This is a genomic window from Nonomuraea jabiensis (genome assembly GCF_014204795.1).
Classification (GTDB): Bacteria; Actinomycetota; Actinomycetes; order Streptosporangiales; family Streptosporangiaceae; genus Nonomuraea; species Nonomuraea jabiensis.
Genome location: NZ_JACHMB010000001.1, coordinates 1480778 through 1504918 on the forward strand (window position 1 = coordinate 1480778; position 24141 = coordinate 1504918).

At 71.0% G+C, this 24141-nt stretch carries 24 protein-coding genes; 11 read left to right on the forward strand and 13 right to left on the reverse strand.

Annotated features, from left to right (window positions below):
* The first annotated feature begins 63 nt into the window (after positions 1–63).
* Genes HD596_RS06270 through HD596_RS06285 form a run of 4 tightly spaced genes read left to right on the forward strand, consistent with a single transcriptional unit; the run spans position 64 to position 4341 of the window.
* Positions 64–1227 carry a sensor histidine kinase gene (locus HD596_RS06270; RefSeq protein ID WP_185068362.1) on the forward strand — a complete coding sequence of 388 codons (1164 nt, stop codon included), beginning with the start codon at positions 64–66 and terminating at the stop codon, positions 1225–1227.
* Positions 1218–1874, forward strand: coding sequence for a response regulator (locus HD596_RS06275; protein ID WP_185068363.1), 657 nt, complete (start codon positions 1218–1220; stop codon positions 1872–1874). Before HD596_RS06270 ends, HD596_RS06275 begins: the two co-directional genes overlap by 10 nt.
* Positions 1871–2650 carry a DUF4097 family beta strand repeat-containing protein gene (locus tag HD596_RS06280; RefSeq protein ID WP_185068364.1) on the forward strand — a complete coding sequence of 260 codons (780 nt, stop codon included), beginning with the start codon at positions 1871–1873 and terminating at the stop codon, positions 2648–2650. The genes HD596_RS06275 and HD596_RS06280 overlap by 4 nt, the downstream gene beginning before the upstream one ends.
* Before the next feature lie 50 nt (positions 2651–2700).
* Complete coding sequence (locus HD596_RS06285) at positions 2701–4341, forward strand: acetolactate synthase (protein ID WP_185068365.1); 1641 nt, start codon at positions 2701–2703, stop codon at positions 4339–4341.
* A 3-nt stretch (positions 4342–4344) separates the two neighbouring features.
* Here HD596_RS06285 and HD596_RS06290 read toward each other — a convergent pair whose 3' ends face one another.
* Positions 4345–5928, reverse strand: coding sequence for a serine/threonine-protein kinase (locus HD596_RS06290; RefSeq protein WP_185068366.1), 1584 nt, complete (start codon positions 5926–5928; stop codon positions 4345–4347).
* 251 nt (positions 5929–6179) lie between these two features.
* Between HD596_RS06290 and HD596_RS06295 the strand changes: the two genes are divergently transcribed.
* Complete coding sequence (locus HD596_RS06295; protein ID WP_185068367.1) at positions 6180–6569, forward strand: thioesterase family protein; 390 nt, start codon at positions 6180–6182, stop codon at positions 6567–6569.
* On the opposite strand, the gene HD596_RS06300 is transcribed toward HD596_RS06295, so the two are convergent.
* The 7 genes from HD596_RS06300 to HD596_RS06330 all read right to left on the reverse strand — a co-directional run bounded on the left by HD596_RS06300 (position 6559) and on the right by HD596_RS06330 (position 12940).
* Positions 6559–6771 (reverse strand): biotin/lipoyl-binding carrier protein, encoded by a 213-nt coding sequence (locus HD596_RS06300; RefSeq protein ID WP_185068368.1) that lies wholly within the window; start codon positions 6769–6771, stop codon positions 6559–6561. The two genes, HD596_RS06295 and HD596_RS06300, sit on opposite strands and share 11 nt — an antisense overlap.
* A gap of 32 nt (positions 6772–6803) precedes the next feature.
* Positions 6804–8159, reverse strand: coding sequence for an acetyl-CoA carboxylase biotin carboxylase subunit (locus HD596_RS06305; RefSeq protein ID WP_313042981.1), 1356 nt, complete (start codon positions 8157–8159; stop codon positions 6804–6806).
* Between the two features lie 97 nt (positions 8160–8256).
* Positions 8257–9549 (reverse strand): HD-GYP domain-containing protein, encoded by a 1293-nt coding sequence (locus HD596_RS06310; protein ID WP_185068370.1) that lies wholly within the window; start codon positions 9547–9549, stop codon positions 8257–8259.
* Positions 9546–10895: an HD-GYP domain-containing protein gene (locus HD596_RS06315; RefSeq protein WP_185068371.1), complete on the reverse strand. Its 1350-nt coding sequence runs from the start codon at positions 10893–10895 to the stop codon at positions 9546–9548. Before HD596_RS06315 ends, HD596_RS06310 begins: the two co-directional genes overlap by 4 nt.
* A 225-nt stretch (positions 10896–11120) precedes the next feature.
* Entirely contained in the window at positions 11121–12062 is a 942-nt protein-coding gene (locus HD596_RS06320) for an NAD-dependent epimerase/dehydratase family protein (protein ID WP_185068372.1), read from the reverse strand.
* A gap of 9 nt (positions 12063–12071) precedes the next feature.
* A complete protein-coding gene (gene rsrA, locus HD596_RS06325) occupies positions 12072–12299 on the reverse strand; it encodes a mycothiol system anti-sigma-R factor (RefSeq protein WP_376775822.1) in 228 nt (75 codons plus the stop codon).
* Positions 12300–12334: 35 nt separating this feature from the next.
* A complete protein-coding gene (locus tag HD596_RS06330) occupies positions 12335–12940 on the reverse strand; it encodes a sigma-70 family RNA polymerase sigma factor (protein WP_173526616.1) in 606 nt (201 codons plus the stop codon).
* Between the two features lie 234 nt (positions 12941–13174).
* Here HD596_RS06330 and HD596_RS06335 point away from each other — a divergent pair, with 234 nt between their 5' ends.
* On the forward strand, positions 13175–13915 hold the full coding sequence (locus HD596_RS06335) for a class I SAM-dependent methyltransferase (RefSeq protein WP_185068374.1): 741 nt from the start codon (positions 13175–13177) through the stop codon (positions 13913–13915).
* A gap of 61 nt (positions 13916–13976) precedes the next feature.
* Here HD596_RS06335 and HD596_RS06340 read toward each other — a convergent pair whose 3' ends face one another.
* A complete protein-coding gene (locus tag HD596_RS06340) occupies positions 13977–14309 on the reverse strand; it encodes a TraR/DksA family transcriptional regulator (RefSeq protein WP_185068375.1) in 333 nt (110 codons plus the stop codon).
* 154 nt (positions 14310–14463) lie between these two features.
* Positions 14464–15210 carry an SOS response-associated peptidase gene (locus HD596_RS06345; RefSeq protein ID WP_185068376.1) on the reverse strand — a complete coding sequence of 249 codons (747 nt, stop codon included), beginning with the start codon at positions 15208–15210 and terminating at the stop codon, positions 14464–14466.
* Between the two features lie 144 nt (positions 15211–15354).
* Here HD596_RS06345 and aroA point away from each other — a divergent pair, with 144 nt between their 5' ends.
* The 3 genes from aroA to hisN all read left to right on the forward strand — a co-directional run bounded on the left by aroA (position 15355) and on the right by hisN (position 19071).
* Complete coding sequence (gene aroA / locus HD596_RS06350) at positions 15355–16656, forward strand: 3-phosphoshikimate 1-carboxyvinyltransferase (RefSeq protein WP_185068377.1); 1302 nt, start codon at positions 15355–15357, stop codon at positions 16654–16656.
* A gap of 248 nt (positions 16657–16904) precedes the next feature.
* Complete coding sequence (gene rsgA, locus HD596_RS06355) at positions 16905–17945, forward strand: ribosome small subunit-dependent GTPase A (protein ID WP_185078315.1); 1041 nt, start codon at positions 16905–16907, stop codon at positions 17943–17945.
* Positions 17946–18237: 292 nt separating this feature from the next.
* The gene (hisN, locus tag HD596_RS06360) at positions 18238–19071 is read left to right on the forward strand and encodes a histidinol-phosphatase (protein ID WP_376775823.1); all 834 of its coding nucleotides are present in this window, start codon (positions 18238–18240) and stop codon (positions 19069–19071) included.
* Here hisN and HD596_RS06365 read toward each other — a convergent pair.
* Positions 19061–20752, reverse strand: coding sequence for a right-handed parallel beta-helix repeat-containing protein (locus tag HD596_RS06365; protein WP_185068378.1), 1692 nt, complete (start codon positions 20750–20752; stop codon positions 19061–19063). The two genes, hisN and HD596_RS06365, sit on opposite strands and share 11 nt — an antisense overlap.
* 64 nt (positions 20753–20816) lie before the next feature.
* Between HD596_RS06365 and HD596_RS06370 the strand changes: the two genes are divergently transcribed.
* Entirely contained in the window at positions 20817–21659 is an 843-nt protein-coding gene (locus HD596_RS06370) for a TetR/AcrR family transcriptional regulator (RefSeq protein WP_185068379.1), read from the forward strand.
* Here HD596_RS06370 and HD596_RS06375 read toward each other — a convergent pair.
* Together HD596_RS06375 and HD596_RS06380 are read right to left on the reverse strand one after the other, a co-directional pair.
* Positions 21656–22441, reverse strand: a complete 786-nt coding sequence (locus tag HD596_RS06375; protein WP_185068380.1) for a fructosamine kinase family protein — start codon at positions 22439–22441, stop codon at positions 21656–21658. The genes HD596_RS06370 and HD596_RS06375 overlap by 4 nt on opposite strands.
* Positions 22438–22914 carry a low molecular weight protein-tyrosine-phosphatase gene (locus HD596_RS06380; protein ID WP_185068381.1) on the reverse strand — a complete coding sequence of 159 codons (477 nt, stop codon included), beginning with the start codon at positions 22912–22914 and terminating at the stop codon, positions 22438–22440. Before HD596_RS06380 ends, HD596_RS06375 begins: the two co-directional genes overlap by 4 nt.
* Before the next feature lie 121 nt (positions 22915–23035).
* On the opposite strand from HD596_RS06380, the gene pstS reads away from it, so the two are divergent.
* A complete protein-coding gene (pstS, locus tag HD596_RS06385; protein WP_185068382.1) occupies positions 23036–24139 on the forward strand; it encodes a phosphate ABC transporter substrate-binding protein PstS in 1104 nt (367 codons plus the stop codon).
* Positions 24140–24141 lie beyond the last annotated feature (2 nt).

The window sequence follows — 24141 nt, forward strand, 5'->3', positions numbered from 1 at the left end:
CCACCATTCATCAGCACACCAGGGCTATTTCGCGTCTCACCCGCTGCTCAATACCGTTGAGCCATGAAAGTCCCCCGTCCGTGGTCGGCGCGGGCGTGGCTCGACACGGCCCACGTGATGATCGGTCTCCCGGTCGCCGTGCTGCTCGGCGGGCTGACGCTCGTCCTGCTCGTGTGGCCGCGCCTGCTGATGCGGAGCGTGCCGCTGTTCACGGGCGTGCAGCGCTCCAGGTTCGAGGCGTTCCTGGGTGCGCGCATCCCGCCCGTACGCTCCCCGAGCAGCTGGCGCAGCCCGGCCACGTGGCGGCAGATCGGCTACCACCTGCTGTCGCCGTTCGTGGGATTCGTGGCCGCGGTGCTGGTGGGGCTGGCGTGGGGAGGGGCGATCGTAGGGCTGATGTCGTTCCTGCCGCAGAAGTTGCAGTCGCCGCCGATGGAGTTCGAGACGTTCGACCTCAGGGACGGCAGGGTCGTGGCGATCTACATAGCGATCGGGCTCATGCTCCTGCTGCTCGCGCCGGTCCTGGCGCGCGGCATGGCGGCGCTGGACCTGTCGGTGGCGCATACGCTGCTCGGGCCCAGCCGTTCGGAGCTGGGCCAGCGGATCGAGACGCTGACGGAGAGCCGGGCCGGAGTGATCGACGCGGCCGACGCCGAGCGCCGCAGGATCGAGCGCGACCTGCACGACGGCGCCCAGCAGCGGCTCGTCTCCCTCGCCATGAACCTCGGCCTGGCCAGGGCCACCCTGACCGACCTGCCCGAGCCGGCCCGCGAGGCCATCGAGCAGGCGCACGAGGAGGCCAAGCAGGCGCTCAAGGAGCTGCGCGACTTCGTACGGGGCCTGCATCCGGCCGTGCTGAACGACCAGGGCCTGGACGCGGCGCTGTCCGGCGTGGCCGCCCGCGCGCCGTTCCCCGTGAAACTCCACGTCGACATCGAGCGGCGTGCCACTCCGACCATCGAGGCGGTGGCGTTCTTCATCGTGTCCGAAGCACTGACCAACATCGCCAAGCACGCGGCGGCCACCAAGGCCGAGGTGAGCGTGCGGCGCGAGCGCGAGCGCCTGCACGTGCTCGTGTACGACGACGGCTGCGGCGGAGCCCGGCTGGACGGCGGCACGGGGCTGCGCGGCCTGGCCCAGCGGATCGACTCGGTGGACGGGTCGCTCCGGCTGTCCAGCCCGCTGGGCGGCCCTACGACGATCGAGGTGGAGCTGCCGTGCGAGTAGTGCTCGCGGAGGATTCCGTACTGCTGCGCGAGGGGCTGATCAGGCTCCTGGACGCCGCCGGCATGGAGGTGGTGGCGGCCGTGGACGAGGCCGAAGGGCTGCTGCGCGCCGCCGCGGAGCACAAGCCCGAGCTGGTCATCACGGACGTCAGGATGCCGCCCACGCACACCGACGAGGGCCTGCGGGCCGCGCTCGTGCTGCGCCGCCAGCAGCCGGGCCTGGCCGTCCTGGTGCTCTCGCAGTACGTCGAGGAGCGCTACGCCGCCCAGCTCCTCGCCTCGGCCGCGACGGGCGGGGTCGGCTACCTGCTCAAGGACCGGGTGGCGGACGTGACGGAGTTCATCGACGCGCTGCGCAGGGTGGCCGCCGGCGGCACCGCGCTCGACCCCGAGGTCGTGGCCCAGCTCCTGCTGCGCGGCAACAGCGACCCGCTCGAACGGCTCACGCCCAGGGAGCACGAGGTGCTCAAGCTGATGGCCGAGGGCCGTTCCAACGCCGGCATCGGCCAGTCCCTGGTGCTCAGCGAGGGGGCCGTCGGCAAGCACATCGGCAACATCTTCAGCAAGCTCGACCTGTCTCCGGCCGAGGGCGACCACCGGCGCGTGCTCGCCGTCCTGCAGTTCCTCAAGATCAGGAGCTTGCCGTGAGAGCCGCCTGGCTGGCGGCGGGCGCGCTGGCGACCGCGATCGCGCTGCTGCTCTCCACCGCGGGACTCTGGCGCGGGTTCGCGCGGGCCAGGATGCCGGAGGAGACCACGCTGAGGTCCATCGCGTTCGAGCACAAGGACGTACGCATCAAGGCGGGCAAGGGCACCCAGGTCAACCTGACCATCCAGCCGGGCAGGGCGGGCGAGCTGCTCATCGTGAGGGCGCTGCGCTGGTCGAGGGACCGGCCGGCCGTCACCGAGGACTGGGACGTCCGATCCAGCACCCTGCGGCTCGACGCCGTCTGCCCGGGTGAGGACCAGCCGAACGGTCCCCTCTGCTGGGCCGACTACGTGATCTACGTACCCCCGGAGACCGACGTCGAGGCCGGCACGGGCAAGGGCAGGCTCACCGTCAGCGACCTCTTCGGCAAGCTGCGCCTGTCCTCCGTCGCCGGCGACGTCGAGGTCAACAGCCTCTCCGGCACCCTCTGGGTCAGGAGCGGGACGGGCAACGTCGATGCCAGGGACCTCGACGTCGAGGCGGCCGACGTGGAGATCGGCTCGGGGGACGTCGACCTGTGGTTCGTCAGCGCCCCCACGACCGTCAACGCGGTGGTGCGGACGGCGGGCGACGTCAACCTGGACCTTCCGAGGACGGTCTACCAGGTGACGGCGGAGGGGGCCGACACCAAGATCGACGTCAATCAGAGCCTCACGTCACCGCGGAAGATCGTCGTGAGGGCGCCGAAGGGCAGGGTGTCCGTCTGCTGCGACTGAAGATCCTTAGGATCTGTTTACTCTGGTGACTGGTTGGTAAGTTCCCCGGCATGGAGTCTGCGAAGCACGCCGGTGACGCCGCTGTCGCCGTTTCCAAGGCCTACGGCGTCGAGACCATGTTCACGCTCTCGGGAGGGCACGTCTTCCCTCTCTACGACGGCGCCGTACACGAGGACATGCGCATCCTCGACGTACGCCACGAACAGAGCGCGGTCTTCGCCGCCGAGGCGACGGCCCGGCTGACGAGAAAACCGGGCCTGGCCGTGCTGACCGCGGGCCCCGGCATCACCAACGGCGTCAGCGGCGTCGCGACCGCCCACTTCAACGGCTCCCCCGTCGTCGTCATGGGCGGCCGGGCGCCCCAGTCGCGCTGGGGCAGCGGCGCCCTCCAGGAGCTGGACCACCCCCCGCTGCTCAAGCCGATCACCAAGCTGTCGTTCACCGCGACCGACGCCGAGTCCGTCGGCCAGGACGTCGAGATGGCCTTCCGCACCGCGGTCGCGCCCCACCGCGGCCCGGTCTTCCTCGACTTCTACATGGACCACCTGTTCTCCCCCTCGCCGGCGCACGAGGTGCGGACGCAGACGCCGTCGCCGCTCGAGCCCGACCCCGACGACCTGGCCGCCATCGCGCGGCTGCTGGCCGAGGCCGAGCGGCCCGTGCTGGTCTACGGGTCCGACGTGTGGATGGATCGGGCCGAGGAGGCCGCCCGCGACTTCGCCGAGACGTGGCGGCTGCCGGTCATCCCCAACGGCCAGGGCCGCGGCATCCTGCCCTCGGGCCACGAGCTGCTGGTCACGCGGGCCCGCAGCCTGGCCTTCAAGCAGGCCGACCTGGTCATCGTGATCGGCACGCCGCTCGACTTCCGCCTGAACTTCGGCTGGTTCGGCAACCAGGACGCGCTGGCCCGCGTCGTGCACATCGCCGACGCGCCCTCGCAGCTGGCCACCCACATGCAGCCCGCCGCGTCCGCCGCGGGCGACCTGTCCGTGGTGCTCTGGAGCCTCGGCACCGCCTGCGGCGACGCCGGGGTCAAGCCCGACGCGTACGCCTCCTGGGTGTCGAAGCTGGCCGACACGGCCGCCGCGGCCATCGCGGGCGACGCCGAGCTGCTGGCCTCCGACTCCGACCCGATCCACCCCATGCGCGTGTACGGCGAGCTGGGCAAGGTCCTGGCCGACGACGCCGTGGTGATCGGCGACGGCGGCGACTTCGTCTCCTACGCGGGCAAGTACGTCGAGCCGAAGCAGCCGGGCAACTGGCTCGACCCCGGCCCGTACGGCTGCCTCGGCACCGGCCTGGGCTACTCCGTCGCCGCCCGCCTGGCCAGGCCGTCCTCGCAGGTGGTGCTGCTGCTGGGCGACGGCGCCGCCGGGTTCTCCCTCATGGACGTCGACACCCTCGTCCGCCACAGGCTGCCCGTCGTCATGATCTGCGGCAACAACGGCATCTGGGGCCTGGAGAAGCACCCCATGCAGCTCCTGTACGGCTACGACGTGGCCGCCGAGCTCCAGCCGCAGTGCCGCTACGACCAGGTCGTGACCGCGCTGGGCGGAGGCGGCGAGCTGGTCACCAAGCCGTCGGAGATCGGGCCGGCGCTGCGCCGGGCGTTCGACTCCGGCATCCCGTACATGGTGAACATCGCCACCGACCCGCAGATCGCCTACCCCCGCAGCACCACGGGGGTGTGAGAGCTACGACTTCGGCGTGGCGCTGGGCGAGGGGCTGCCGGTGCTGTCCTCCGGGCAGACGCCGTCGACGATGACCAGCGTGACCGGCTTGGTCACGTCCTGTACCGTCCCCCCGCCCGGCGCGGTCTGGCTGACCTTGCCACAGCGCATGCCGTTGGAGGTGGAGGTCCGGTCGTCGGGGATGATCTCCTCGAAGCCCGCCGCCTCGACCATCTCCTGTGCCTTCAGGAACGGGATCCCGATCACCTTGGGCACGCGTGCCCTCTTGACGGTCGGCGTCGGGGTGCTCGTTGGGGTCTTGGTCGGCGTCTTGGTGACGCTCGGCGTGCTGGAGGGGGTCCTGGTCGGCGTCTTCGTCGGCGGCGTGGGCTCCTCGCTCTCCGTCGGCCTGGGCCTCGTGGTCGTCGGCTCGGGGTCCGGAGTCGGCTCCTCCGAGTGGGTCTTGGTGGGCTTCTTGGGAGGCTTGGGGCTGCTCTGCGACCCGTCGGCCACCGGAGAGGTGGTGCTCGTCGGCACGGGCTCGGGGGTCATGCCCGTCAGCGCGATCGCGGTGGCGCCCGCGCCGAGCACCGCCGCGACGGCGATGCCCGCGATGAGGCCGGTCCTGCGCGGCGCCTTGGCCGCGCGGCGGCCACCCGGGCGCCGGTCGGCCATGGTCGTCGTCTCTTCGGCGGGACGCGCCTGATGGGCGCCCGTCTGGTACGCCTCCGCCGGCGGCGCCATGGTGGCCCCGGTGTTCAGCATCGGCTGCTCGGGGATCGGGGCGGGCGTCTGCCCGCTCGCGATGGCCTTGGCCGCCTCGCTCATGGCCCTGGCGGTCGGGAAGCGCCTGGCCGGGTCCTTCGACAGCGCGACCTCGACCAGCGTGCGCACGGCCTGGGGGATGTCGGCCGGCAGCGGCGGCGGGGCCTCGCGGATGTGCTTGAGCGCGATCGTGACCGCGCTGTCGCCGTCGAACGGCCGCTGCCCCACCAGGCACTCGTACGCGACCACGCCGAGCGCGTAAATGTCGACCGCGGGCGTGACAGGGGCGCCCTCGGCCTGCTCGGGGGCGCAGTAGGCGGCCGTGCCGAGCACCATGCCGGCGTCGGTCAGCCGGTTGGCCAGGTCGGAGCGGGCGATGCCGAAGTCGGTCAGCACCAGCGTGCCGTCGCGCTGCACGAGCAGGTTGCCCGGCTTGACGTCGCGGTGCACGATCCCCTGATCATGCACGGCTTGGAGCGCCGACGCGGCCTGCGCGATCAGCTCCATGGCCGCCTGCGGCGGGATCCGGCCCAGCCTGGCCAGCAGCCGGTCGAGCGGCTCGCCGTCGACGAACTTCATCACCAGGTAGACGGTGTCGCCGCTGACGCCGTAGTCGTAGACGTCGACGACGCCGCCGTGGTTGATCGTGGCCATCGCCCGCGCTTCCCCCTGAAAGCGAGCGACGAACCCGGGGTCCTGCGTACGGCCGGGAAGCAGCACCTTGACGGCGACGGTGCGGGCAAGGACGATGTCCTCTCCGCGCCACACCTCGCCCATGCCGCCGGCGCCGATGCGGGTATCCAGCCGATACCGCCCCGCCAGCGTCGTTCCTTGGGCCACCATGACTCCCCCGTTACCCCCCTACACCTGTAACCTCTTGCACCCCGCGGCTCTCCAACAAAGCGAACTTTCGTCGCGGACAGGTCACACAGTGGTCACGGAACTCAGAGAGTGTACGACCCACCTGTCTCACATGCCACTCAAATGTCTTAAGCCGTACACACCCTATCCTGGGGCCTTATGCCCGCACTTGTCCGCGTTTCTGGGAAGTCAGCTGACCCATTGGACAGGCGTGACCGCCGTAGGCTGACCCCATGACGCTCGCTCCGGGCCTGCGTGCCCAGTTGCTCATCATGGTCGAGATGTCGGACACCGCGAAGAAGGTCGGCAGCGGGGACGTGCCGGTGCTCGCCACGCCGCGGCTGCTCGCGCTGGCCGAGGCGGCGACCGTACAGGCCGTGGAGAAGCACCTCGCGCCGGGCGAGACGTCGGTCGGCACCAGGGTCGAGCTCGAACACCTGGCCGCGAGCCCGCTGGGCACGCACGTGCAGGTCGGCGTCGAGCTCACCGAGGTCGACGGGCGGCGGCTGGTCTTCGCCTTCGAGGCCCACGACAAGCACGCCGTCGTGGGCCGCGGCACCATCGAACGCGTCGTCGTCGACCGCGCCAAGTTCCTGGCTAGGACACAGCGATCTACTGGATGACGGCGATCAGGTCGCCTTCCTGGATCACGTCGCCCTCGGACACCTTGAGCTGGGCCACGACGCCGTTCTCCTCGGCGAGCACCGGGATCTCCATCTTCATGGACTCGAGGATGACCAGCGTGTCGCCGTCGGAGACGGTGTCGCCCTCCTTGACGACGACCTTCCAGACGTTCGCGACCATCTCAGCGCGTACCTCAGCCACCGGAACTCCCCTCTGTCATCAATGTACTCACCTTAGGCCCGCATCCGCCCAACCAGACCAGTGTCATAGACACCAGTAACAAACTCCGCGTTTTCCAGCAGCTCCGCACAGAACGGCAGGTTGTTCTTGGGCCCTTCGACGACGAACGCGTCCACCGCCTTGCGCGCCTTCTCCAGCGCGTCGGCGCGGGTCTCGCCGTGGACGCAGAGCTTGGCCAGCAGCGGGTCGTAGAACGGGGTGACCGTGTTGCCCGCCGCGTAACCGGAATCGACGCGTACGCCCGCTCCGCCCGGCTCCACCCATGCGGTGATCGTGCCAGGTCCGGGGAGGAACCGCCGGGGGTCCTCCGCGTAGACCCGGAACTCGATCGCGTGCCCGGTGGTCGCGGGCCGCACCTCGGGGCTCTCGCCGGCCGCGACGCGCAGCTGCAGCTCGACCAGGTCGAGCCCGGTGACCAGCTCCGTGACCGGGTGCTCCACCTGCAGCCGGGTGTTCATCTCCAGGAACACGAAGTCCTGCGCGTCGGCGTCGACCAGGCACTCGACGGTGCCCGCGCCGAGGTAGCCGACGGCCTCGCCGGCGCGCACGGCGGCGGCCAGCATGCGCTCGCGCAGCTCGGGGGTGATGCCCGGGGACGGCGACTCCTCGACGACCTTCTGGTGGCGGCGCTGCACCGAGCAGTCCCGCTCGCCCAGCGCCACGACCCGGCCGTCGGGCAGGCCGAGGATCTGCACCTCGACGTGGCGGGCCCGCTCGATGTAGCGCTCGAGCAGCACGGCCGGCCCGTCGAGCGCGTCTCCCGAGAACCTGGCGGCCGCCCTGGCCGCCTGCTCGAACGCCTTGGCCAGGCCCTCGTCGTCGTGGGCCACGCTCATGCCGATGCCACCGCCGCCGCCCGCGGTCTTGACCATGACCGGGTAGCCGATGGCGTCGGCGGCCTTGAGTGCCAGCGACAGGTCGGTGACCGGCTCGCGGGTGCCCGCGGCGACCGGCACGCCGGCCTTCTCCATGAGGTTCCGGGCGTTGATCTTGTCGCCCATCTTGTCGATGGCCTCGGGCGTGGGACCGATCCAGACCAGGCCGGCGTCGATCACTGCCCTGGCGAACGCGACGTTCTCCGCGAGGAACCCGTAACCCGGGTGAATCGCCTTGGCGCCGGTCGCCCGGGCCGCCTCCAGCACCTTGTCGGCGTCGAGGTAGCTCTGCGCGGGGTCGGCCGGGCCGATCAGGACGGCCTCGTCGGCCTCCCGCACGAACGGCAGGTCCCCGTCGGCCTCCGAGTGGACGGCGATGGCACCCAGCCCCAGCCGCTGGACCGTGCGGATGACCCGCCGCGCGATCTCCCCTCGGTTCGCGACCAGAACGGGTCCGAGCGTCTCAATTAACACGCCGACCACACTAAAGCCGCGACCGCCGCGGCTCCTTTCCCTCTAAACCACCGATCCGGCGATCATGATCTGTAGGAACCCCACAATTCCGTACGAACTAAACCCGCCCGCGGTCGATCACCCGGGTGAGCGCCTCGATCGCGTGGGGATCATACGCGCTGCCCGACGACAGCCGGATGCGCTCCAGCGCGGCCCCGGCGCGGTCGCGGTCGGTCGAGGGCCCCACCAGGTCGTCGTAGGCGTTGGCGACCTTGATGATGCGGCTCGACAGGGGCGGGTCGTCGGTGATCGGATCGCACTGGCGCCGCACCACGTCGGCGACCCGGTCGAGCACGCCGGTCTGCCTGATCACCTCGGCGCCCAGCTCGGCGATGCGCCGCGCCTGGTCGGGCTCGGTGAGGACGGTGGCGCCGCCGGGGATCGGGTCGCGCAGCGAGAGCTGGCCGATGTCGTGCATCAGCGAGGCGTACTCCAGCTCCAGCAACTCGGGCTCGGACATGCCCAGCTCCCTGCCGATCGCCACGGCCAGGCGGCTCACCCGGCGCGAGTGGCCGGGCTCGACGTAGCCGCCGACCTCCGTGACCCGCGACAGCGCGCGTACGGTCTGCAGGTAGGTGGCGCGGATCCCGGCGTACTTCCGGAAGGCCACCTGCGTGACCAGCAGCGGCGCCGCGAACACCAGCAGCGCCACCAGGTCCATGCTGTGCGTGGCCAGCGCGAGCAGCACGCCCGACGAGGCGACGGCCGCGCCCAGCGGGAAGGCCATGTTGACCTCGTCGCGCACGGCCACCCGGAACGAGGTGCGCAGCCGTTCGGCGCGCAGCAGCGCGGCGATCAGCACGTCGATCAGCAGGGTGATCGCGATGAGGGTGACCATCACCGCGAGCGCCGGCCACCAGGTGCTGGTCGGCGGCTTGGTCAGCAGGTAGAGCGGGTCGGCCAGCGGGCGGAATGCGAAGGCCAGCAGCGCGCCGGTGAGCAGCCGCCGCGCCATCGCGTCCAGCCGCGGCGGGCGGCCGACCGCCAGGTGCGGGAGCGCGCCGGCCGCCATGCCGACCGCGATCACGGCGACGACCTGCAGGGCGGAGTGGCGCAGCGGGTTCTGGCTGAGGTCGAGCAGCAGCGTGTAGCCCAGCGCGGCGGCGGCGCCGATGGGCGCGACCTCCCTGTTGCCCGGCATGGTGAGCCGGGCCAGCTCGCCGACCGCGATCAGCGCCCCGAACCCGACCGCGATCTCCGTGCGGTCGAGCCCGACGGCCGCGGTGTGGGCGACGCCGGCGATCGCGACCAGCCCCGCCGCGCAGATGAGCAGCAGCTGGCCGGAGTCGAGCCGGCGGAAGACCGTGTTCAGGGAGCGTTCTGCGCGCCTCGGGCGCTCCGTGGTGATCATTGCCCGGTCACGACCTCGATGGGCATGGTGGGGTCGTCGTGGTCCTTGATCGGGGTCTCGTCGGGCGGCGGCGCCTCGACCTTGCGCGGCGGCTGCCACGGCTCCCGGTCGAGCACGCGGATGAAGGCCGCGACCATGACGGGGTCGAAGTGGGTGCCCGAGGTCTTGCGCAGCTCGTCGAGCGCCTCCCCCACGGGCCTGGCGCCCCGGTAGGAGCGGTCGGAGGTCATCGAGTCGAACGCGTCGGCCACCGCGATGACCTTGGCGAACTCGGGGATCTCGTCACCGGCCAGCCCCATCGGGTAGCCGGTGCCGTCGTGGCGCTCGTGGTGGTGCATGATCCCGGCGTAGGCCTCGTCGAGGAAGCCGATGCCGCGTACGATCTCCAGGCCCCGCATGGGGTGGAGCTGGATCGCGGCGAACTCCTCCTCGGTGAGCGGCCCGTCCTTCTGCAGCACCTTGGTGGGCACCCCCAGCTTGCCCACGTCGTGCAGCATGCCCGCGTAACGGATGGCCCGCACCCGCTCGGGGCCCATGCCGATCTCCTGGGCGATCATGGAGGAGGCGAGCGAGACCCGCGTGCAGTGGCCCCGGGTGTAGTAGTCCTTGGTCTCGACGGCCTGGCAGAGCGCGGCGATCGTGGCGTCGTACGAGCGCTGCTGCGCGTGATACTGGCCGAACGCCCACCGCGCCACGAACAGCGGCAGCAGCACCAGCACCGCCGAGATCGACTGCACGGTCGCCCAGAGCCCGGCCACCAGCAGGCCGAACGTGCCGTAGCCGAGATAGGACAGCAGGAACTGGGCCATGCCCCGCAGCGGCACCTCCGTGGCCCGCACCCGCGTGGCCAGCCCGATCATGGTCAGCGTGAGCGCGATGTTGAGCGGCACGAAGACCGCCATGGCGGCGGCGTAGGGGCCGATGAGATCGTCGAACGCGTTGACCTGGGGCACGCCGACCTGACCGTGGAGCGCCTCGTAGACCCGCCCGGCCACGTAGCCGCAGATGGCGAACTGCGCGCCGTTGAACAGGCGCTTGATGAGCGGCAGCCCGGGCCGCACGCTCACCATGGCGGTCAGCCCCACCAGCGCCGCCCCTTCCGGCCCGAGCAGCACCACCGCCGCCAGCGAGGCGGAGAAGCTGACCGACACCGCGAACTGCTCCACGTTGAGCAGCGTCGGCATCGACTCGCACACCAGGAACAGCAGGGCGAGCACCAACAGGACGTCGAGGTCCTCCGGGGCCACGGGAGCCCCGGAGACCATGACGCTGCGCACCATGAGAGCGACCGCCGCGCCGATCACGGCGACCAGATAGACCCTTGCGGGCCACGGCAGATCACGCATTGCGGCCCCCTACGGACATCAGGTCCAGGACACCCCTGGAGGAAGCACTCCCCCAGCGATCAGCATGACCACAGGAGTGAGCATGACGACAGCCGTGAGCAGCCGGGCGACCATAGATCTGAACATCCACATGCCTCCACGTCGAGTTCTGGGGTTCAACGCTACAGAAGACGACGTCCCCGCAAGGGCGGAGTCGGAAATCGCAAGCAAAGCGTAATCAAGCCACTACTTCACGCGACGATTTCGGGCCCATTCGACGGTTTTCTTCACACCTGTCGGCAGGTCCGTACGCGGCTGCCAGCCGAGCCCTTCGTGGGCCGGCACCGGATCGACCGCCATCGCGGGCAGGTCGCCCACGCGGGGCGGCGCGAACCCGGGCTTGTCCTGAGCGCCCGCCGCGTCGGCGATGAGGGAGTGGAGGCGGCGGTCGGTGGTCTGGATGCCGGTGCCGAGGTTGAACCTGCGGCCGTTGCCGCGCTCCCCGAGCGCCTGGACGAAGCCGTCGACCACGTCCTCGACGTAGACGTAGTCGCGGGTCTGGGTGCCGTCGCCGTAGACGACCGTGGGCGTGCCGCTGAGCAGCGCGTCGGTGAAGATCGACACCACGCCCGCCTCACCCTCGGGCGACTGGCGCGGGCCGTAGACGTTGGAGAGCACCAGAGTGGTGTATTCGATGCCGTGGAGCGCGCGGAACGCGGCGAGGTAGGTCTCGCCGCTCAGCTTCGACGCGGCGTACGGCGAGCGCGGGTCGGTGGGCGCGTCGGAGGGCACGGGGATCGTGCCCGGCCTGCCGTAGACGGCCACGGACGAGGCGAACAGCACCTTGCGGGCCCGCCCTTCGTGGGCCGCGGCGAGCACGGACGCGGTGCCCTCGACGTTGATCCGGGCGTCGCGCCGGGGCTCGGCCACGCTCTTGCGCACGCTGATCTGCGCAGCCAGGTGGCAGACGACCTCCGGCTGCAGCTCCGCGACCAGGCCGGTCAGCGCGGGATCGAGCACGTCGAGCACGTGCAGCCGGAAGTGGCCGCTGGCGGCGGCCCCGGCCAGGTTGTCCCTGGACCCCGATGACAGGTCGTCGACCACGTCGACCTCGTGCCCCTCGGCAAGCAGGCGATCGACGAGATTCGACCCGATGAACCCGGCACCCCCGGTGACCAACACGCGCATGGGGGAATCCTAGTCGGCCAGCTCCGCTCTCACCTGTGCGATGCGGGCGAGCACCTTGGAACGCAGATCGCCGGGGACCGGGTCGCAACCGCAGTGCTTGTGCACGAGCGCCTTGATCGCCTTGTCCAGGTCGTATTCCTGGAGGCACGGGCTGCACTCCTCGAGGTGCACGCGGATCTCGACGACGTCGGTCTCGGTCAGCTCGCCGTCGAGATAGGCGTAAACCTTGTCGAGCACCTCACGACAGTCGGTGTCATGCGGGTTGCCACAGCTCATTTCGATCCCTCCGCCGGGACCAGACCCCGCTCACGAGCATAGTCCTCAAGGAGGCCCCGGAGCTGCCTGCGTCCTCTGTGCAGCCTCGACATCACGGTGCCGATCGGAGTGCCCATGATGTCGGCGATCTCTTTATAGGGGAAGCCCTCGACGTCGGCCAGATAGACGGCGATCCTGAACTCCTCCGGCAGGGCCGCCAGCGCCTGCTTGATGTCGCCGTCGGGCAGGTGCTCGAGCGCCTCGACCTCGGCCGACTTCAGCCCGCTGGAGGTGTGCGACTCCGCGCGCGCGAGCTGCCAGTCCTCGATCTCCTCCGTGCCGGACTGCTTCGGCTCACGCTGCTTCTTGCGGTAGCTGTTGATGAACGTGTTCGTCAGGATCCGGTAGAGCCACGCCTTGAGGTTTGTACCCTCCTGGAACTGGTGGAACGACGCGAACGCCTTGGCGAAGGTCTCCTGAAGCAGGTCCTCCGCGTCCGCGGGATTCCGGGTCATCCGGAGCGCGGCGGAGTAGAGCTGCTCGAGATACGGCATGACGTCGCGCTCGAATCGCTCGCTTCGCTGCTCCAGCGTCTCCGCGCCTGTCGCGGGCACCGGACCCACCCCCCTAAGATCACCGGTGGCCGGCTGTTGCGGAACACCGTACTCAGGGGAGGATACCCGCTGGCCGGTGCCTTGCCGGTCAGTGGGGAGGGGTCTCGCCATAGTGAGCATGCTCGTCGCAACACGCCCGCGCCCTTGTCTGTTCCCGCAAGATAGAAGGTACGAAGGACCCGGTGCGGGGAACGTCCATACGTACCGGCTGGTAGCCCTTTACCCGGAACTCAGGAGTCGCGTGTGCTGCCCATTCCGGCCGAGGAACTGAACGGCTCAGGGACGCTTGGGCCGTACTGGACCTTCTACCGCGCCGTCGCCGCCGAACAACTCAACCGCTGGCTCCCCGACCGGCCCTCCGTCGTCCTCGATCTCTCCGGCGGCCGGGGACGTTGGTCCGGCCAGGTGGCCAGGGCAGGGCACAAGGTGATCGAGGTGCTCGACTTCCGCCGCACCCTCGACGGGCGGTCCGGCCTGCGGGACGCCGACCGGGTCCGGCACGTACGCGCCGACGACCTGGCGTTCCTGCCGGACGCGAGCGTGGACGCCGTGCTCGCCGAGGAGCGCGTGATGTCGATCGAGCTGATGGCCGAGTCGGCGATGAGCGACGTGGCCAGGGTCTTGCGGCCGGGCGGGCGGGCGCTGGTGTGCGTCGACTCGCTGGTGCTGGGCATGGCGATCCTGGCCGAGCAGGAGCAGTGGCAGCACCTGCGGCAGACCGGCGAGGTCATGCTCGTGCCGTGGCCGGACGGCAGCATCACGCGGTGCTTCAGCAGCGGGCAGTTGCGCGAGCTGCTGATGGGCGCCGGGCTCGAGGTGGAGTGGATGCGGCCGCGCACGGTGCTGTCGCCGTCCACGGTCGACCACGTGCTCGGGGCCGACGCGCGCGCGCTCAACTACCTGGTGCGTACGGAGCTGGAGGCCCATCCGGACGACGACGACACGGTCGGCATCCATCTGGTCGCCAGCTGCCGCAAAAGCTGACTCCGCCTGGCTGTAGAGGGGTGTGCCGCCGTTCTTCGTGTCCGGCGGCATCCCGGCTCGCTCAGCGGCGTCGCTCCCGCTTGCCCTGGCACTGCACGCACCGCGCGGCCTCCGGACGGGCTTCCAGCCGCCCTTCCGGCACCGGCTTGGCGCAGTCGACGCACCGGCCGTACACGCCTTGTTCCAGGCGCTTGATGGCCTCGACCACGGCGCGCCGCTGTGATGTGGCCACGGTCAGCATGGCCTGGGCCCGATCGGCGTCGGTCAGGTCGGAGCCTGCGTCGGCCGCCGAGTGCTCGCGCACGGCGACGGGGTCGCCCTGGAGGACCCCGATCGATCGGTCCAGTTCCGCGAGCATGTCTTCCAGCCGCTCACGAGCGGTCGTGACGTCCACGAATCCGCACCTCCGGGTGAATCACGGCAACCCGCGGCTGGGACTCCCCGGTTGTCCCGCCCGGTGCAATTAGGGGCATTTATGGCGGTGACACCGAGTAAACGGATGCATCGCTTTCCTCACCGGATGCCCACTTACCGTGCTTCTTACACCTTTAGAAAAGTGCGGTTCCTTCCTCTTCCGGTAGAGGTTTGATGAGGTCCGGGCCATTGTTTCTGACGTTGTTGACGTCCGTGGAGACCGGATACGCCGTGAGCCGCCCCTGCTCGGCGGGCACCAGCAGCCGCGTGGCCTGCGCGACGTCGGTGACCTTGGGGTCGAGCCATTCGGCCCAGCGCTCCCGCTCGATCATCATGGGCATCCTGTCGTGGATGCGGCCGAGCTCGTCCTCGGCGTCCGTGGTGATGACGGTGCAGGTCACCAGCCATTTGAGGGGATCGTCGTCGGCCCGGGACGGGTCTTTCCAGAACTCGTACAGGCCCGCCATCGCCAGCACCCCGCCGTCCTCGGGATGGATGAAGTACGGCTGTTTCTTTTTCTTCTCGCCTTCGACCGGCATCCACTCGAAATAGCCGTCGGCCGGGAGCAGGCACCTGCGCTTGGCGAACGCCTGGCGGAACGACGGCTTCTCGGCCACCGTCTCGATCCTGGCGTTGATCAGCCGGGACCCGATCGACGGGTCCTTCGCCCAGGCGGGCACCAGGCCCCATTTCACGATTCTGAGCTGCCGCACCGCCCGCTGGGCCTCCTTGGGCACCCGGCTCAGCACGGCGTAGACGTTCTTGGTCGGTGCGACGTTGTAGTCGTCCCCGAGCTCCCTGTCGGGGTCGCCGTCCTGCTCGACCTCGAACTCCTCGAGCAACTCGTGCTTCTTGCGCGCCGACGCGTATCTACCGCACATGACCCCACACTGCCACGTACGGTACGGCTTTCGCTCGCCTGTCCGCCTCGGGACGTTGACCGGGTTGTCCACAGGCGCGACGGCACGCCCGCCGCCGTCCACAGCCTGTGACCCTCGCCCTACCACTCCCAGTACTCTTTGACCATGCCCGCTCCGACCACGCCCACGCCGCACTGGCCCGCGCCCACGGCGACCTCTCCGGTCACCGCCACCGTCCCGCTGCCCGGCTCCAAGTCGGTGACCAACCGCGCGCTCGTGCTGGCCGCGCTCGCCGACGGCCCCGGCGTCGTGCGCCGGGCACTGCGCAGCCGCGACGCGGACCTGATGGCCTCGGCCCTGCGGGCCCTAGGCGCCACCCTGGAGCCCGCCGGCGAGAGCGCCGCGGGGGTCGACTGGCACGTGACGCCGGGCCCGATCCGGGGCGGCGCGAGCATCGACGCGGGCCTGGCCGGCACGGTCATGCGGTTCGTCCCACCGGTGGCCGCCCTGGCCGACGGCCCGGTCTCCTTCGACGGCGACCCGCACGCCCGCAAGCGCCCGATGGGCCCCATCCTCGACGCCCTGCGCTCGCTGGGCGCCAGGATCGACAACGACGCGCTGCCGTTCACCATCAGCGGGCCGCTGGCGGGCGGCGAGGTCACGCTGGACGCGTCGGGCTCGTCGCAGTTCGTGTCGGGGCTGCTGCTGACGGCGGCGCGGTTCGAGAAGGGCATCACGATCCGCCACGTCGGCCCGCCGGTGCCCTCGCAGCCGCACATCGAGATGACGGTGGAGATGCTCAGGGCGGTGGGCGTCACGGTCGACGACAGCGAGTCCGACGTGTGGCGCGTCGAGCCCGGCCCGATCGCGGCCAGAGACATGACGGTGGAGCCCGACCTGTCCAACGCGGCCCCGTTCCTGGCCGCCGCCCTGGTCACGGGCGGCACCGTGACGATCCCCACCTGGCCGGAGCGCACCACGCAGCCCGGCGACGCCCTGCGCGGCCTCCTCACCGCGATGGGCGCCACCGTGACCCGCTCCCAAAGCGGGGCCGACCTGGTGGTCACGGGGCGGCCCACGGGTGAGATCACCGGCCTCGACGCCGACCTCCACGAGGTGGGCGAGCTGACCCCGACGATCGCCGCCCTCGCCGCGCTCGCGACCACCCCGAGCCGCATCCGGGGCGTCGCCCACCTGCGCGGCCACGAGACCGACCGGCTGGCCGCGCTCGCCACCGAGATCAACCGGCTCGGCGGCGACGCCGAGGACACCGCCGACGGCCTGGTCATCCGCCCCCGCCCGCTGCACGGCGGCACCTTCCACAGCTACGACGACCACCGCATGGCCACGGCCGGAGCCGTGATCGGCCTCAGGGTGCCCGGCGTGGAGGTGGAGAACATCGCGACGACCGCCAAGACCCTGCCGGAGTTCGCCCGGATGTGGGCCGGCATGCTGGAGGCGCGGTGACCCGGCGGCCGCCCTCGGACGCGGGTTTCGCGCTGAAAACGCCGGGCACGTCGGAAAAGGGCGGCCTGTGAGGGTCCGCCGCCCGTACGGCGAGGAAGAGATCCACCAGCACGGCGCCACCCCGGCCTGCCCGCGGCGGCGCCCCATCCCCCATCAGCACCGAACGGCCGACGACGCGTCCCCGGCCTGACCGGGGGCGAGCGCGCGGGTCATCGAACGAAAGCGAGCGAGGACATGGGAGCAGACCGCTGAGGAAGCGGGAGTACGACGAGGACGACGTACGGGTCAGGCCGGGCAAGGGCTCCAGGCCGCGGACCCGGATCCGTCCTGCGCACGAGGACGCCGTGGAAGGCTTCGTGGTGGCCGTGGACCGCGGCCGCTACACGACGCTGGTCGAGCTCGAACGCCCGAAGGGGTCCGCGCAGAAACGCAAGCAGCCGCAGCGGCGCCTGGTGGTGGCCATGAAGGCCCGCGAGCTGGGCCGCAAGGGCATCGTGGTGGGCGACCGGGTGGCCCTCGTGGGCGACGTCTCGGGCCGCCCCGACACGCTGGCCAGGGTCGTCCGCGTGGAGCCCCGCACGTCGATGCTGCGCCGCTCGGCCGACGACACCGAGGACACCGACGGCATCGAGCGCCCGGTCGTGGCCAACGCCGACCAGCTCGTCATCGTCACCGCCCTGGCCGACCCGCCGCCCCGGCCCCGCATGATCGACCGCATCCTGGTGGCCGCGTTCGACGCCGAGATCGACACCCTGCTCTGCCTCACCAAGTCCGACCTCGCCCCGCCGGACGAGCTGGTGGCCCTCTACGAGCCGCTGGGCGTCCCGCACGTCGTCGTGCACAAGGGCGGCTCCCTGGAGGAGCTCCGCGACCATCTGAAGGGCCGCCTCAGCGTCCTGGTCGGCCACTCGGGCGTCGGCAAGTCCACCCTGGTCAACGCCCTGGTCCCCGACGCCAACCGCGCCGTCTCCCAGGTCAACGCCGTGACAGGGCGCGGCCGCCACACCTCCACCTCGGCCGTGGCGCTGGAGCTGCCGGAGAGCGGCTGGATCATCGACACGCCGGGGGTGCGCAGCTTCGGGCTGGCCCACGTGTCCATGGAAACGGTCCTGGCCGCGTTCCCGGACCTGGTGGAGGGCACGGTCGACTGCCCGAAGGGCTGCACACACCTGGGGCCGGAGTGCGCCCTGGACGCCTGGGTCGCCGCCGGCAACGCCGGGCCCGCCCGCCTCGAATCCCTCCGCCGCCTCCTCTCCAGCCGCGAAGGCACCCTCGACGACACCCCCTGACAGAGCCATCCCCGCACGCCCGCCACCAAGCGCCCCCTTCGCACGGGCTCCGGCGCTTTCGAAAGCGCCGCCGCTGCCCCACCACCCCGCACCCCACCACCGGGCACCGAGCGCCGGACACCGGGCAACGGAGCGCCCTGGCGGCGCACCACCGCCCCGCGCAGTCGTCACCGCACCGCCATCCCACCCCGCGCCACGGCCGCCCCGCGTCGTCGCCACCGCTCCACCGGCCCGGGCGGGGGCGACGCGCGCGAGATGGACGCCGTTACCAGAAAAGGGGCGTTGGTGACTGATGTTCTGTATGGCGGACACGGTAGCGTGGGCGATCGTGCAGGGTTACAACGATGATCTCCGGCTGGCGCACGTCATGGCGGATGCCGCCGACGACCTGACCATGCGGCGGTTCAAGGCGGTCGATCTCAAGGTCGACACCAAGCCCGATCTGACGCCGGTCAGCGATGCCGACCGCGCCGTGGAGGAGGCCATCCGGGGTACGCTGCGCCGCGCCAGGCCGCGCGACGCCGTGGTGGGCGAGGAGTTCGGGAAGACCGGCTGGGGCGCCCGTTCGTGGATCATCGACCCCATCGACGGCACGAAGAACTACGTGCGCGGCGTCCCCGTCTGGGCGACCCTGATCGCGCTCATGGAGTACGGCCGGGTCGTCGTCGGGCTGGTGTCGGCCCCCGCGCTTGGCCGCCGGTGGTGGGCGGCGACCGAGGGCGGCGCGTGGACCGGCAAGAGCCTGACGAAGGCGTCCCGGATGCACGTGTCCTCCGTGTCGAGCCTGGAGGACGCGTCGTTCTCGTACTCCAGCTTCGGCGGGTGGGAGAAGACGGGCAAGCTCGACAACTTCCTCGACCTCAGCCGAGCCTGCTGGCGCACCCGGGCGTACGGGGACTTCTGGTCGCACATGATGGTCGCCGAGGGATCGGTGGACCTGTCGGCCGAGCCCGAGCTGTCGCCGTGGGACATGGCGGCGCTCACGGTGATCGTCGAGGAGGCCGGCGGCAAGTGGACCGACGTCTCCGGCGTGAAGGGCCTGGAGGGCGGCAGCCTGGTCTGCACGAACGGCACCCTGCACACCGAGGTGATCGACCGCCTCAACGGCACCTCGATCATCTCCTGAGCCCCGCCCGCGACCGGATGTCGGCGGTGGCGGCGGCCAGCTCGGCGCCGTCCTTGATCGTCACGTTGTCCTCGTAGCGGACCCCGCTCGGCGGGTTGTCGTGGCCGATGGGGTCGGCGTCCCAGAAGTTGCCGCGGTAGACCACGTTCTCCAGCGGCGGCCCGACCTCCAGGACGGCGGTGTTGTCGGCCCGCATGACGACGTTCCCCTCGACCGTCACCCACGAGGCGCCGTAGTCGGTGTAGAGCCCGAAGTTGTACGGCGTCCGCGTGTCCTTGATGACGTTCCCCTGGACCAGGGCCTGGTTGTCAGCCGAGTCGCCCTGCACCCCGGACAGGTAGATGCCGCCCCCGTCGGCCAACGTCCCCATGGTGTCCACGGTGAGGTTGCGCAGGACCTGCGTGCCCTCCCCCGGTCCGACGGTGATGCCGCAGTGCGGGACGTCCGTGACCTCGTTGTTGGCGACGACGCAGCCGTACGTGCCCGTCACGCCGATCCCCGGTGAGCCGCTGAATTCGAGCCCGATGTGGTGAACCCTGTTGTCCTCGACAGAGGCGTTGCGCGTCCCGGTGATCACGATGCCGCCGCCCGACAGGGTGTCGAAGTCGCAGGCCCGCACCGTGACCTCGGCGCCGCCGGAGACCCCCAGCCCCGTGGCCCCGAGCCGGGTGAACCGGCAGCCCTCGACCTGCGCCCCTACCGCGTCCTCGAACCTCACGCACGCCGGAATCGTCACGGACGCGGTCGGATACGTCACGGACGCGCCCTCGCCGAGCACCGCCGTCTCGACACCGCCGCCCTCGTAGTAGCCGTTCCCGTGATAGTGCAGGAACCCTTCCGGGCGGCTCGGCCGCAGCCACGTCGCGTCCGCGAACACCAGCCCCTTGAACGCCACGTCGCGTGCCCCCGCCACGCTGACGACCGTCTCCAGGACCGGCGCCACCACCCGCGTACGAGCGGGATCCTCGCCGGGAAGGGGCAGGTAGAGCAGCACGTGACGCCCGGGCCGCGAGCGGTCGAGCACGAAGGTCCCGGGCTCGCGCAGGAAGCTCGGGTCGTTCTCGACCCTGGTCGGCAGCCCCAGGCCGCTCGACGTCTGCCCCGCCCAGACGGAGTTGTACAGCTCGGCGGCCCACCCGAACGCCGGCTGCGCCATCGTGACCACCGTGTCCCCGGACACCGACGCCACCCCGCAGCGCGCCTCGGTCCACGGATAGACGCCCCGGTGGACGAACTCGACGTCGCCCGGGCTCCGCCACCCGAGCGGCTCGTCCGTGACGTAACCGGTGTCGGTCGCCCGGGCATCGCCGGGCAGGCCGGGGATCCAGGCGCGCTCGGCCCGGCGGCCGTCCACGTAGAGCTGGCGGGTGTCGAGGTCGCCGACCTCCGCCGTCCAGACGCCGTCCCGCACCTGCCACCCGGTGATCGGCCGGCCGCCGCTCACCACCGCCTCCTCCTGCTCGGGAGTGCCGTAGCCGTACGCCTGGTACACCGTCCCGGAGTCGGCCTCGCCGAGCGAGAACGGCTCCGCCAGCACGTGGGTCCCGCCCCGGAGGTGCACGACGGCACCGCCGGCCGCCTCGCGGGCCGCGGAGCGCGCTCGTCCGAGGGTGGCGAACGGGTGGCCGTCCGAGCCGGGACCCGAGTCGTCGCCGGAGGGCGCGACGTGGAAGTGGAACATCAGAGACCGCCTTTGCTGTTTATGCCGTACACGTAGTAGTACACCATAAACAGGAGGAGGCGACATGACAACCGACCCCGAAGTCGAACTGCTCTGGCGGGAGCAGGGCCGCGAGCCGCGGCCCGGCCTGAGCCTGGGCAGGATCGTGCGGGCCGCCATCGAGATCGCCGACGCGGAGGGTCTGGAGGGCCTGTCGATGCGCAAGGTCGCCGACCGACTCGGCTTCACGACCATGTCCCTCTACCGCCACGTCCCCGGCCGCGACCAGCTCGTGGACCTGATGGTCGACGAGGTCTACGGCGAACAGGCGTACACCCCCGAGGAGCCAGCGGCAGGGCAGGGCTGGCGGGCGCGGCTGGAGGGCGCGGCCAGGCAGGGCTGGGCGCTGCGGCGGCGGCACCCCTGGCTGGCCGAGGTACGCGGCACCCGCCACCTCCCCGGCCCCAACGTCATCGCCCACTACGACCACATGCTGAGCACCGTCGCCGACACCGGCCTCGCCCCTTCGGAGGTGATCGCCGTCGTGGGCATGCTGGGCCGGTTCGTGGACGCCGAGGCGCTGACCCTGGTCGAGACCCGGCGCGAGGAGCGCCGCAGCGGCGTGTCCGAGCAGGAGTGGTGGGGCGGCCAAGACGCCCTCTACGAGCGCCTCGACCGCTTCCCCACCCTTTCCCGCCTCTGGGCGGAGGGCGGCTGGGACCACCCCGAGGACTCGTTCGAGTTCGGCCTGCGCCGCCAGCTCGACGGCGTCGAGGCCCTCATCCGGGAGCGTGACGAAAGTCGTGACGGAAGCTCCGGATGCCCGGAGTGCGGCACCCCGCTGGAGCCGGCGCCGTCCGGCCGCCCCCGCGTCTACTGCTCCCGCGCCTGCCAGCAACGCGCCTACCGCAAGCGCAAGAGCGGCTAGAGCGCGAGCACGGCCCGGACCGCGTTCATCAGCCCGTCACGATAGGACCCGCCGAACAACACCACATGAACGAGCAGCGGATGCAGCTGGTGCAGCGGCACCCGCTCCCGCCACCCCTCCGCCAGCGGGAACTCCTCCTGGTACGCCCCGAGCACCCGATCGAGGTACGGCAGCCCGAACAGCGCCAGCATGGCCAGATCGGTCTCCCGATGCCCGCCGTGGGCCGCCGGGTCGATCAGCACGCCCGACCCGCCCGACCACAGCACGTTCCCGTTCCACAGGTCCCCGTGGATCCGCGACGGCGGCTCGGCGGGCCCCGCGACCTCGGCGAACCTCTCCACGGCCCGCTCGACCAGCGCCACGTCCGAAGCAGGCAGCCGCGCCTGCCGCAGGAAGGGCAGCACCCGCCGGGAGGCGTAGAAGCCGGGCCAGTCCGGGCAGGGCGAGTTGTCCATCGGCAGCTCGGCGATGAACCCCGGCCACGGCGCCCCGAAGTCGGCCGCCCCCGCCCGGTGCAGCCCGGCCAGCGAACGCCCGAACCGCTCGGCCGCCGCCGCGCTGGGCGCCTCCTCCCGTACCCATGACAACACCAGCCGGTCGGGCCCCACCTCCAGTACCTCGGGCACCACGATGGCCTCCCCCAGCCACCGCAGCCCGGCCGCCTCCGAGGCGAACACCTCGGAAGCGGCCCCGGTCTTGGCGAACACCTCGCGCCCGTCGTCCAGCACGCCTTTCAGCAGCCGCCGGCCGTGCGACGAGCCCAGCTCCGCCGTCCAATTCATCTGGCGAGCTCATCGGCGATGTGCTTGGCCACGCCCTCGGAGGCCGACTCGACCAGCGCGAGCACCTCCTCGAACCCCTCGCGGCCCCCGTAGTACGGATCGGGCACCTCCGCCCCTTCCTCCGCCGCGGGGTCGAACGACCGGAACAGCCGCACCTCCACCCCCACCGGCGCCAGCCTCCGCAGATTGGCAAGGTTGTCCTGGTCCATGGCCAGCACCAGGTCGTAGCGGTCGAACCAGTCCTTGGTGAACTGCCGGGCCCGGTGCGCCGAGCCGTCGTAGCCGTGCTGCTCGAGGATGGCCAGCGCCCGCTCGTCCATGGGGTCCCCGGCGTGCCAGCCGCCCGTTCCGGCGCTCTCCACGGTGACGCGGTCGCCCAGCCCGCGCTCGGCGAGCGTCCGGCGGAGCACCACCTCCGCCATGGGGGATCGGCAGATGTTGCCCATGCACACCAGGCATACGCGATAAGTCATAACTCCCATCATGGGGGCGACCGGGCCCGTTCACCGAACGTTCACCCTTGTCAGGGGGCTGCAGTCACCTTGGCTGCATAGCTTCATGGCGACTAAGGACCAAGTGGGAGGAAACCCAACCGTGAAGTATGCAGGCCGGCTCGCCGCCGTAGCCGTCGTCGGCGCGCTCTCCCTCGCTGCGTGCGGCACTGACAACAACGCACCCGCGGGCAGCACCACGTCCGCCAGCGCGCCCGCCGCGGGCAATGACAATGGTCTGAGCGGTACGATCAACGCCGCGGGCTCCTCGGCCCAGGCCAACGCGATCACCGAGTGGACGAAGAACTTCACGGCCACGAACCCCGGTGTCACCCTCAACTACCAGCCCAGCGGCTCCGGTGCCGGTGTGCAGGCGTTCATTCAGGGCACGGTGGCCTTCGCCGGCTCCGACTCGGCGCTGAAGGATGACCAGCCCGCGCAGGCCGACGCCCGTTGCAAGACCGGCAAGGCCATCAACATCCCGATGGTGACCGGCCCCATCGCGGTGGTCTACAACCTGCCCGGCGTCGAGGGCCTGCAGCTGTCGCCGAAGACCCTCGGCGGCATCTTCGACAGCAAGATCACCAAGTGGGACGACGCCGCCATCAAGGCCGACAACCCCAGCGCCAAGCTGCCCTCCACCCCCATCCAGGCGTTCCACCGCTCGGACGAGTCGGGCACCAGCGACAACTTCACCAAGTTCCTCAAGGCCACCGCCGGCTGGGCCTACGAGCCCGCCAAGGCGTGGCCCGCCGAGGCCAAGGGTCAGGGCGCCAAGGGCTCCGACGGCATCGCCTCCTCCGTCAAGGACACCGAGGGCGCGATCAGCTACGTCGAGCTCTCCTACGCCGAGAACTCGTCGCTGCAGAAGGCCAAGGTCTCCAACGGCGCCAACGAGTTCGTCGAGCTCACCCCCGAGAGCGCGGCGAAGACCATCGAGACCGCCACGATCAAGGGCACCGGCAACGACCTCGCCCTGTCGATCGACTACGCCACCAAGACCCCGGGCGCCTACCCGATCGTCCTGGTGACCTACGAGATCACCTGCGAGAAGGGCCTGCCGGCGGAGGAGTCGAAGCTGGTCAAGAGCTTCCTCACCTACACCGCCAGCGACGAGGGTCAGGCGGCGCTGAAGGAACTGGGCTACGCCCCGCTGGCCGGCGACCTCCTCACCAAGGTCCGCACCGCTGTCGAGGCGATCTCCTAGCC

Bases quoted from the DNA above. Each gene is read 5' to 3' on its own strand.
- HD596_RS06315 (WP_185068371.1), bottom strand. From the start codon at position 10,895: ATGCGTGATCTGCCGTGGCCCGCAAGGGTCTATCTGGTCGCCGTGATC.
- HD596_RS06285 (WP_185068365.1), top strand. From the start codon at position 2,701: ATGGAGTCTGCGAAGCACGCCGGTGACGCCGCTGTCGCCGTTTCCAAG.
- HD596_RS06290 (WP_185068366.1), bottom strand. From the start codon at position 5,928: ATGGTGGCCCAAGGAACGACGCTGGCGGGGCGGTATCGGCTGGATACC.
- HD596_RS06370 (WP_185068379.1), top strand. From the start codon at position 20,817: ATGACAACCGACCCCGAAGTCGAACTGCTCTGGCGGGAGCAGGGCCGC.
- HD596_RS06270 (WP_185068362.1), top strand. From the start codon at position 64: ATGAAAGTCCCCCGTCCGTGGTCGGCGCGGGCGTGGCTCGACACGGCC.
- HD596_RS06310 (WP_185068370.1), bottom strand. From the start codon at position 9,549: ATGATCACCACGGAGCGCCCGAGGCGCGCAGAACGCTCCCTGAACACG.
- HD596_RS06320 (WP_185068372.1), bottom strand. From the start codon at position 12,062: ATGCGCGTGTTGGTCACCGGGGGTGCCGGGTTCATCGGGTCGAATCTC.
- aroA (WP_185068377.1), top strand. From the start codon at position 15,355: ATGCCCGCTCCGACCACGCCCACGCCGCACTGGCCCGCGCCCACGGCG.
- hisN (WP_376775823.1), top strand. From the start codon at position 18,238: ATGTTCTGTATGGCGGACACGGTAGCGTGGGCGATCGTGCAGGGTTAC.
- HD596_RS06345 (WP_185068376.1), bottom strand. From the start codon at position 15,210: ATGTGCGGTAGATACGCGTCGGCGCGCAAGAAGCACGAGTTGCTCGAG.
- HD596_RS06295 (WP_185068367.1), top strand. From the start codon at position 6,180: ATGACGCTCGCTCCGGGCCTGCGTGCCCAGTTGCTCATCATGGTCGAG.
- HD596_RS06375 (WP_185068380.1), bottom strand. From the start codon at position 22,441: ATGAATTGGACGGCGGAGCTGGGCTCGTCGCACGGCCGGCGGCTGCTG.
- HD596_RS06380 (WP_185068381.1), bottom strand. From the start codon at position 22,914: ATGACTTATCGCGTATGCCTGGTGTGCATGGGCAACATCTGCCGATCC.
- HD596_RS06365 (WP_185068378.1), bottom strand. From the start codon at position 20,752: ATGTTCCACTTCCACGTCGCGCCCTCCGGCGACGACTCGGGTCCCGGC.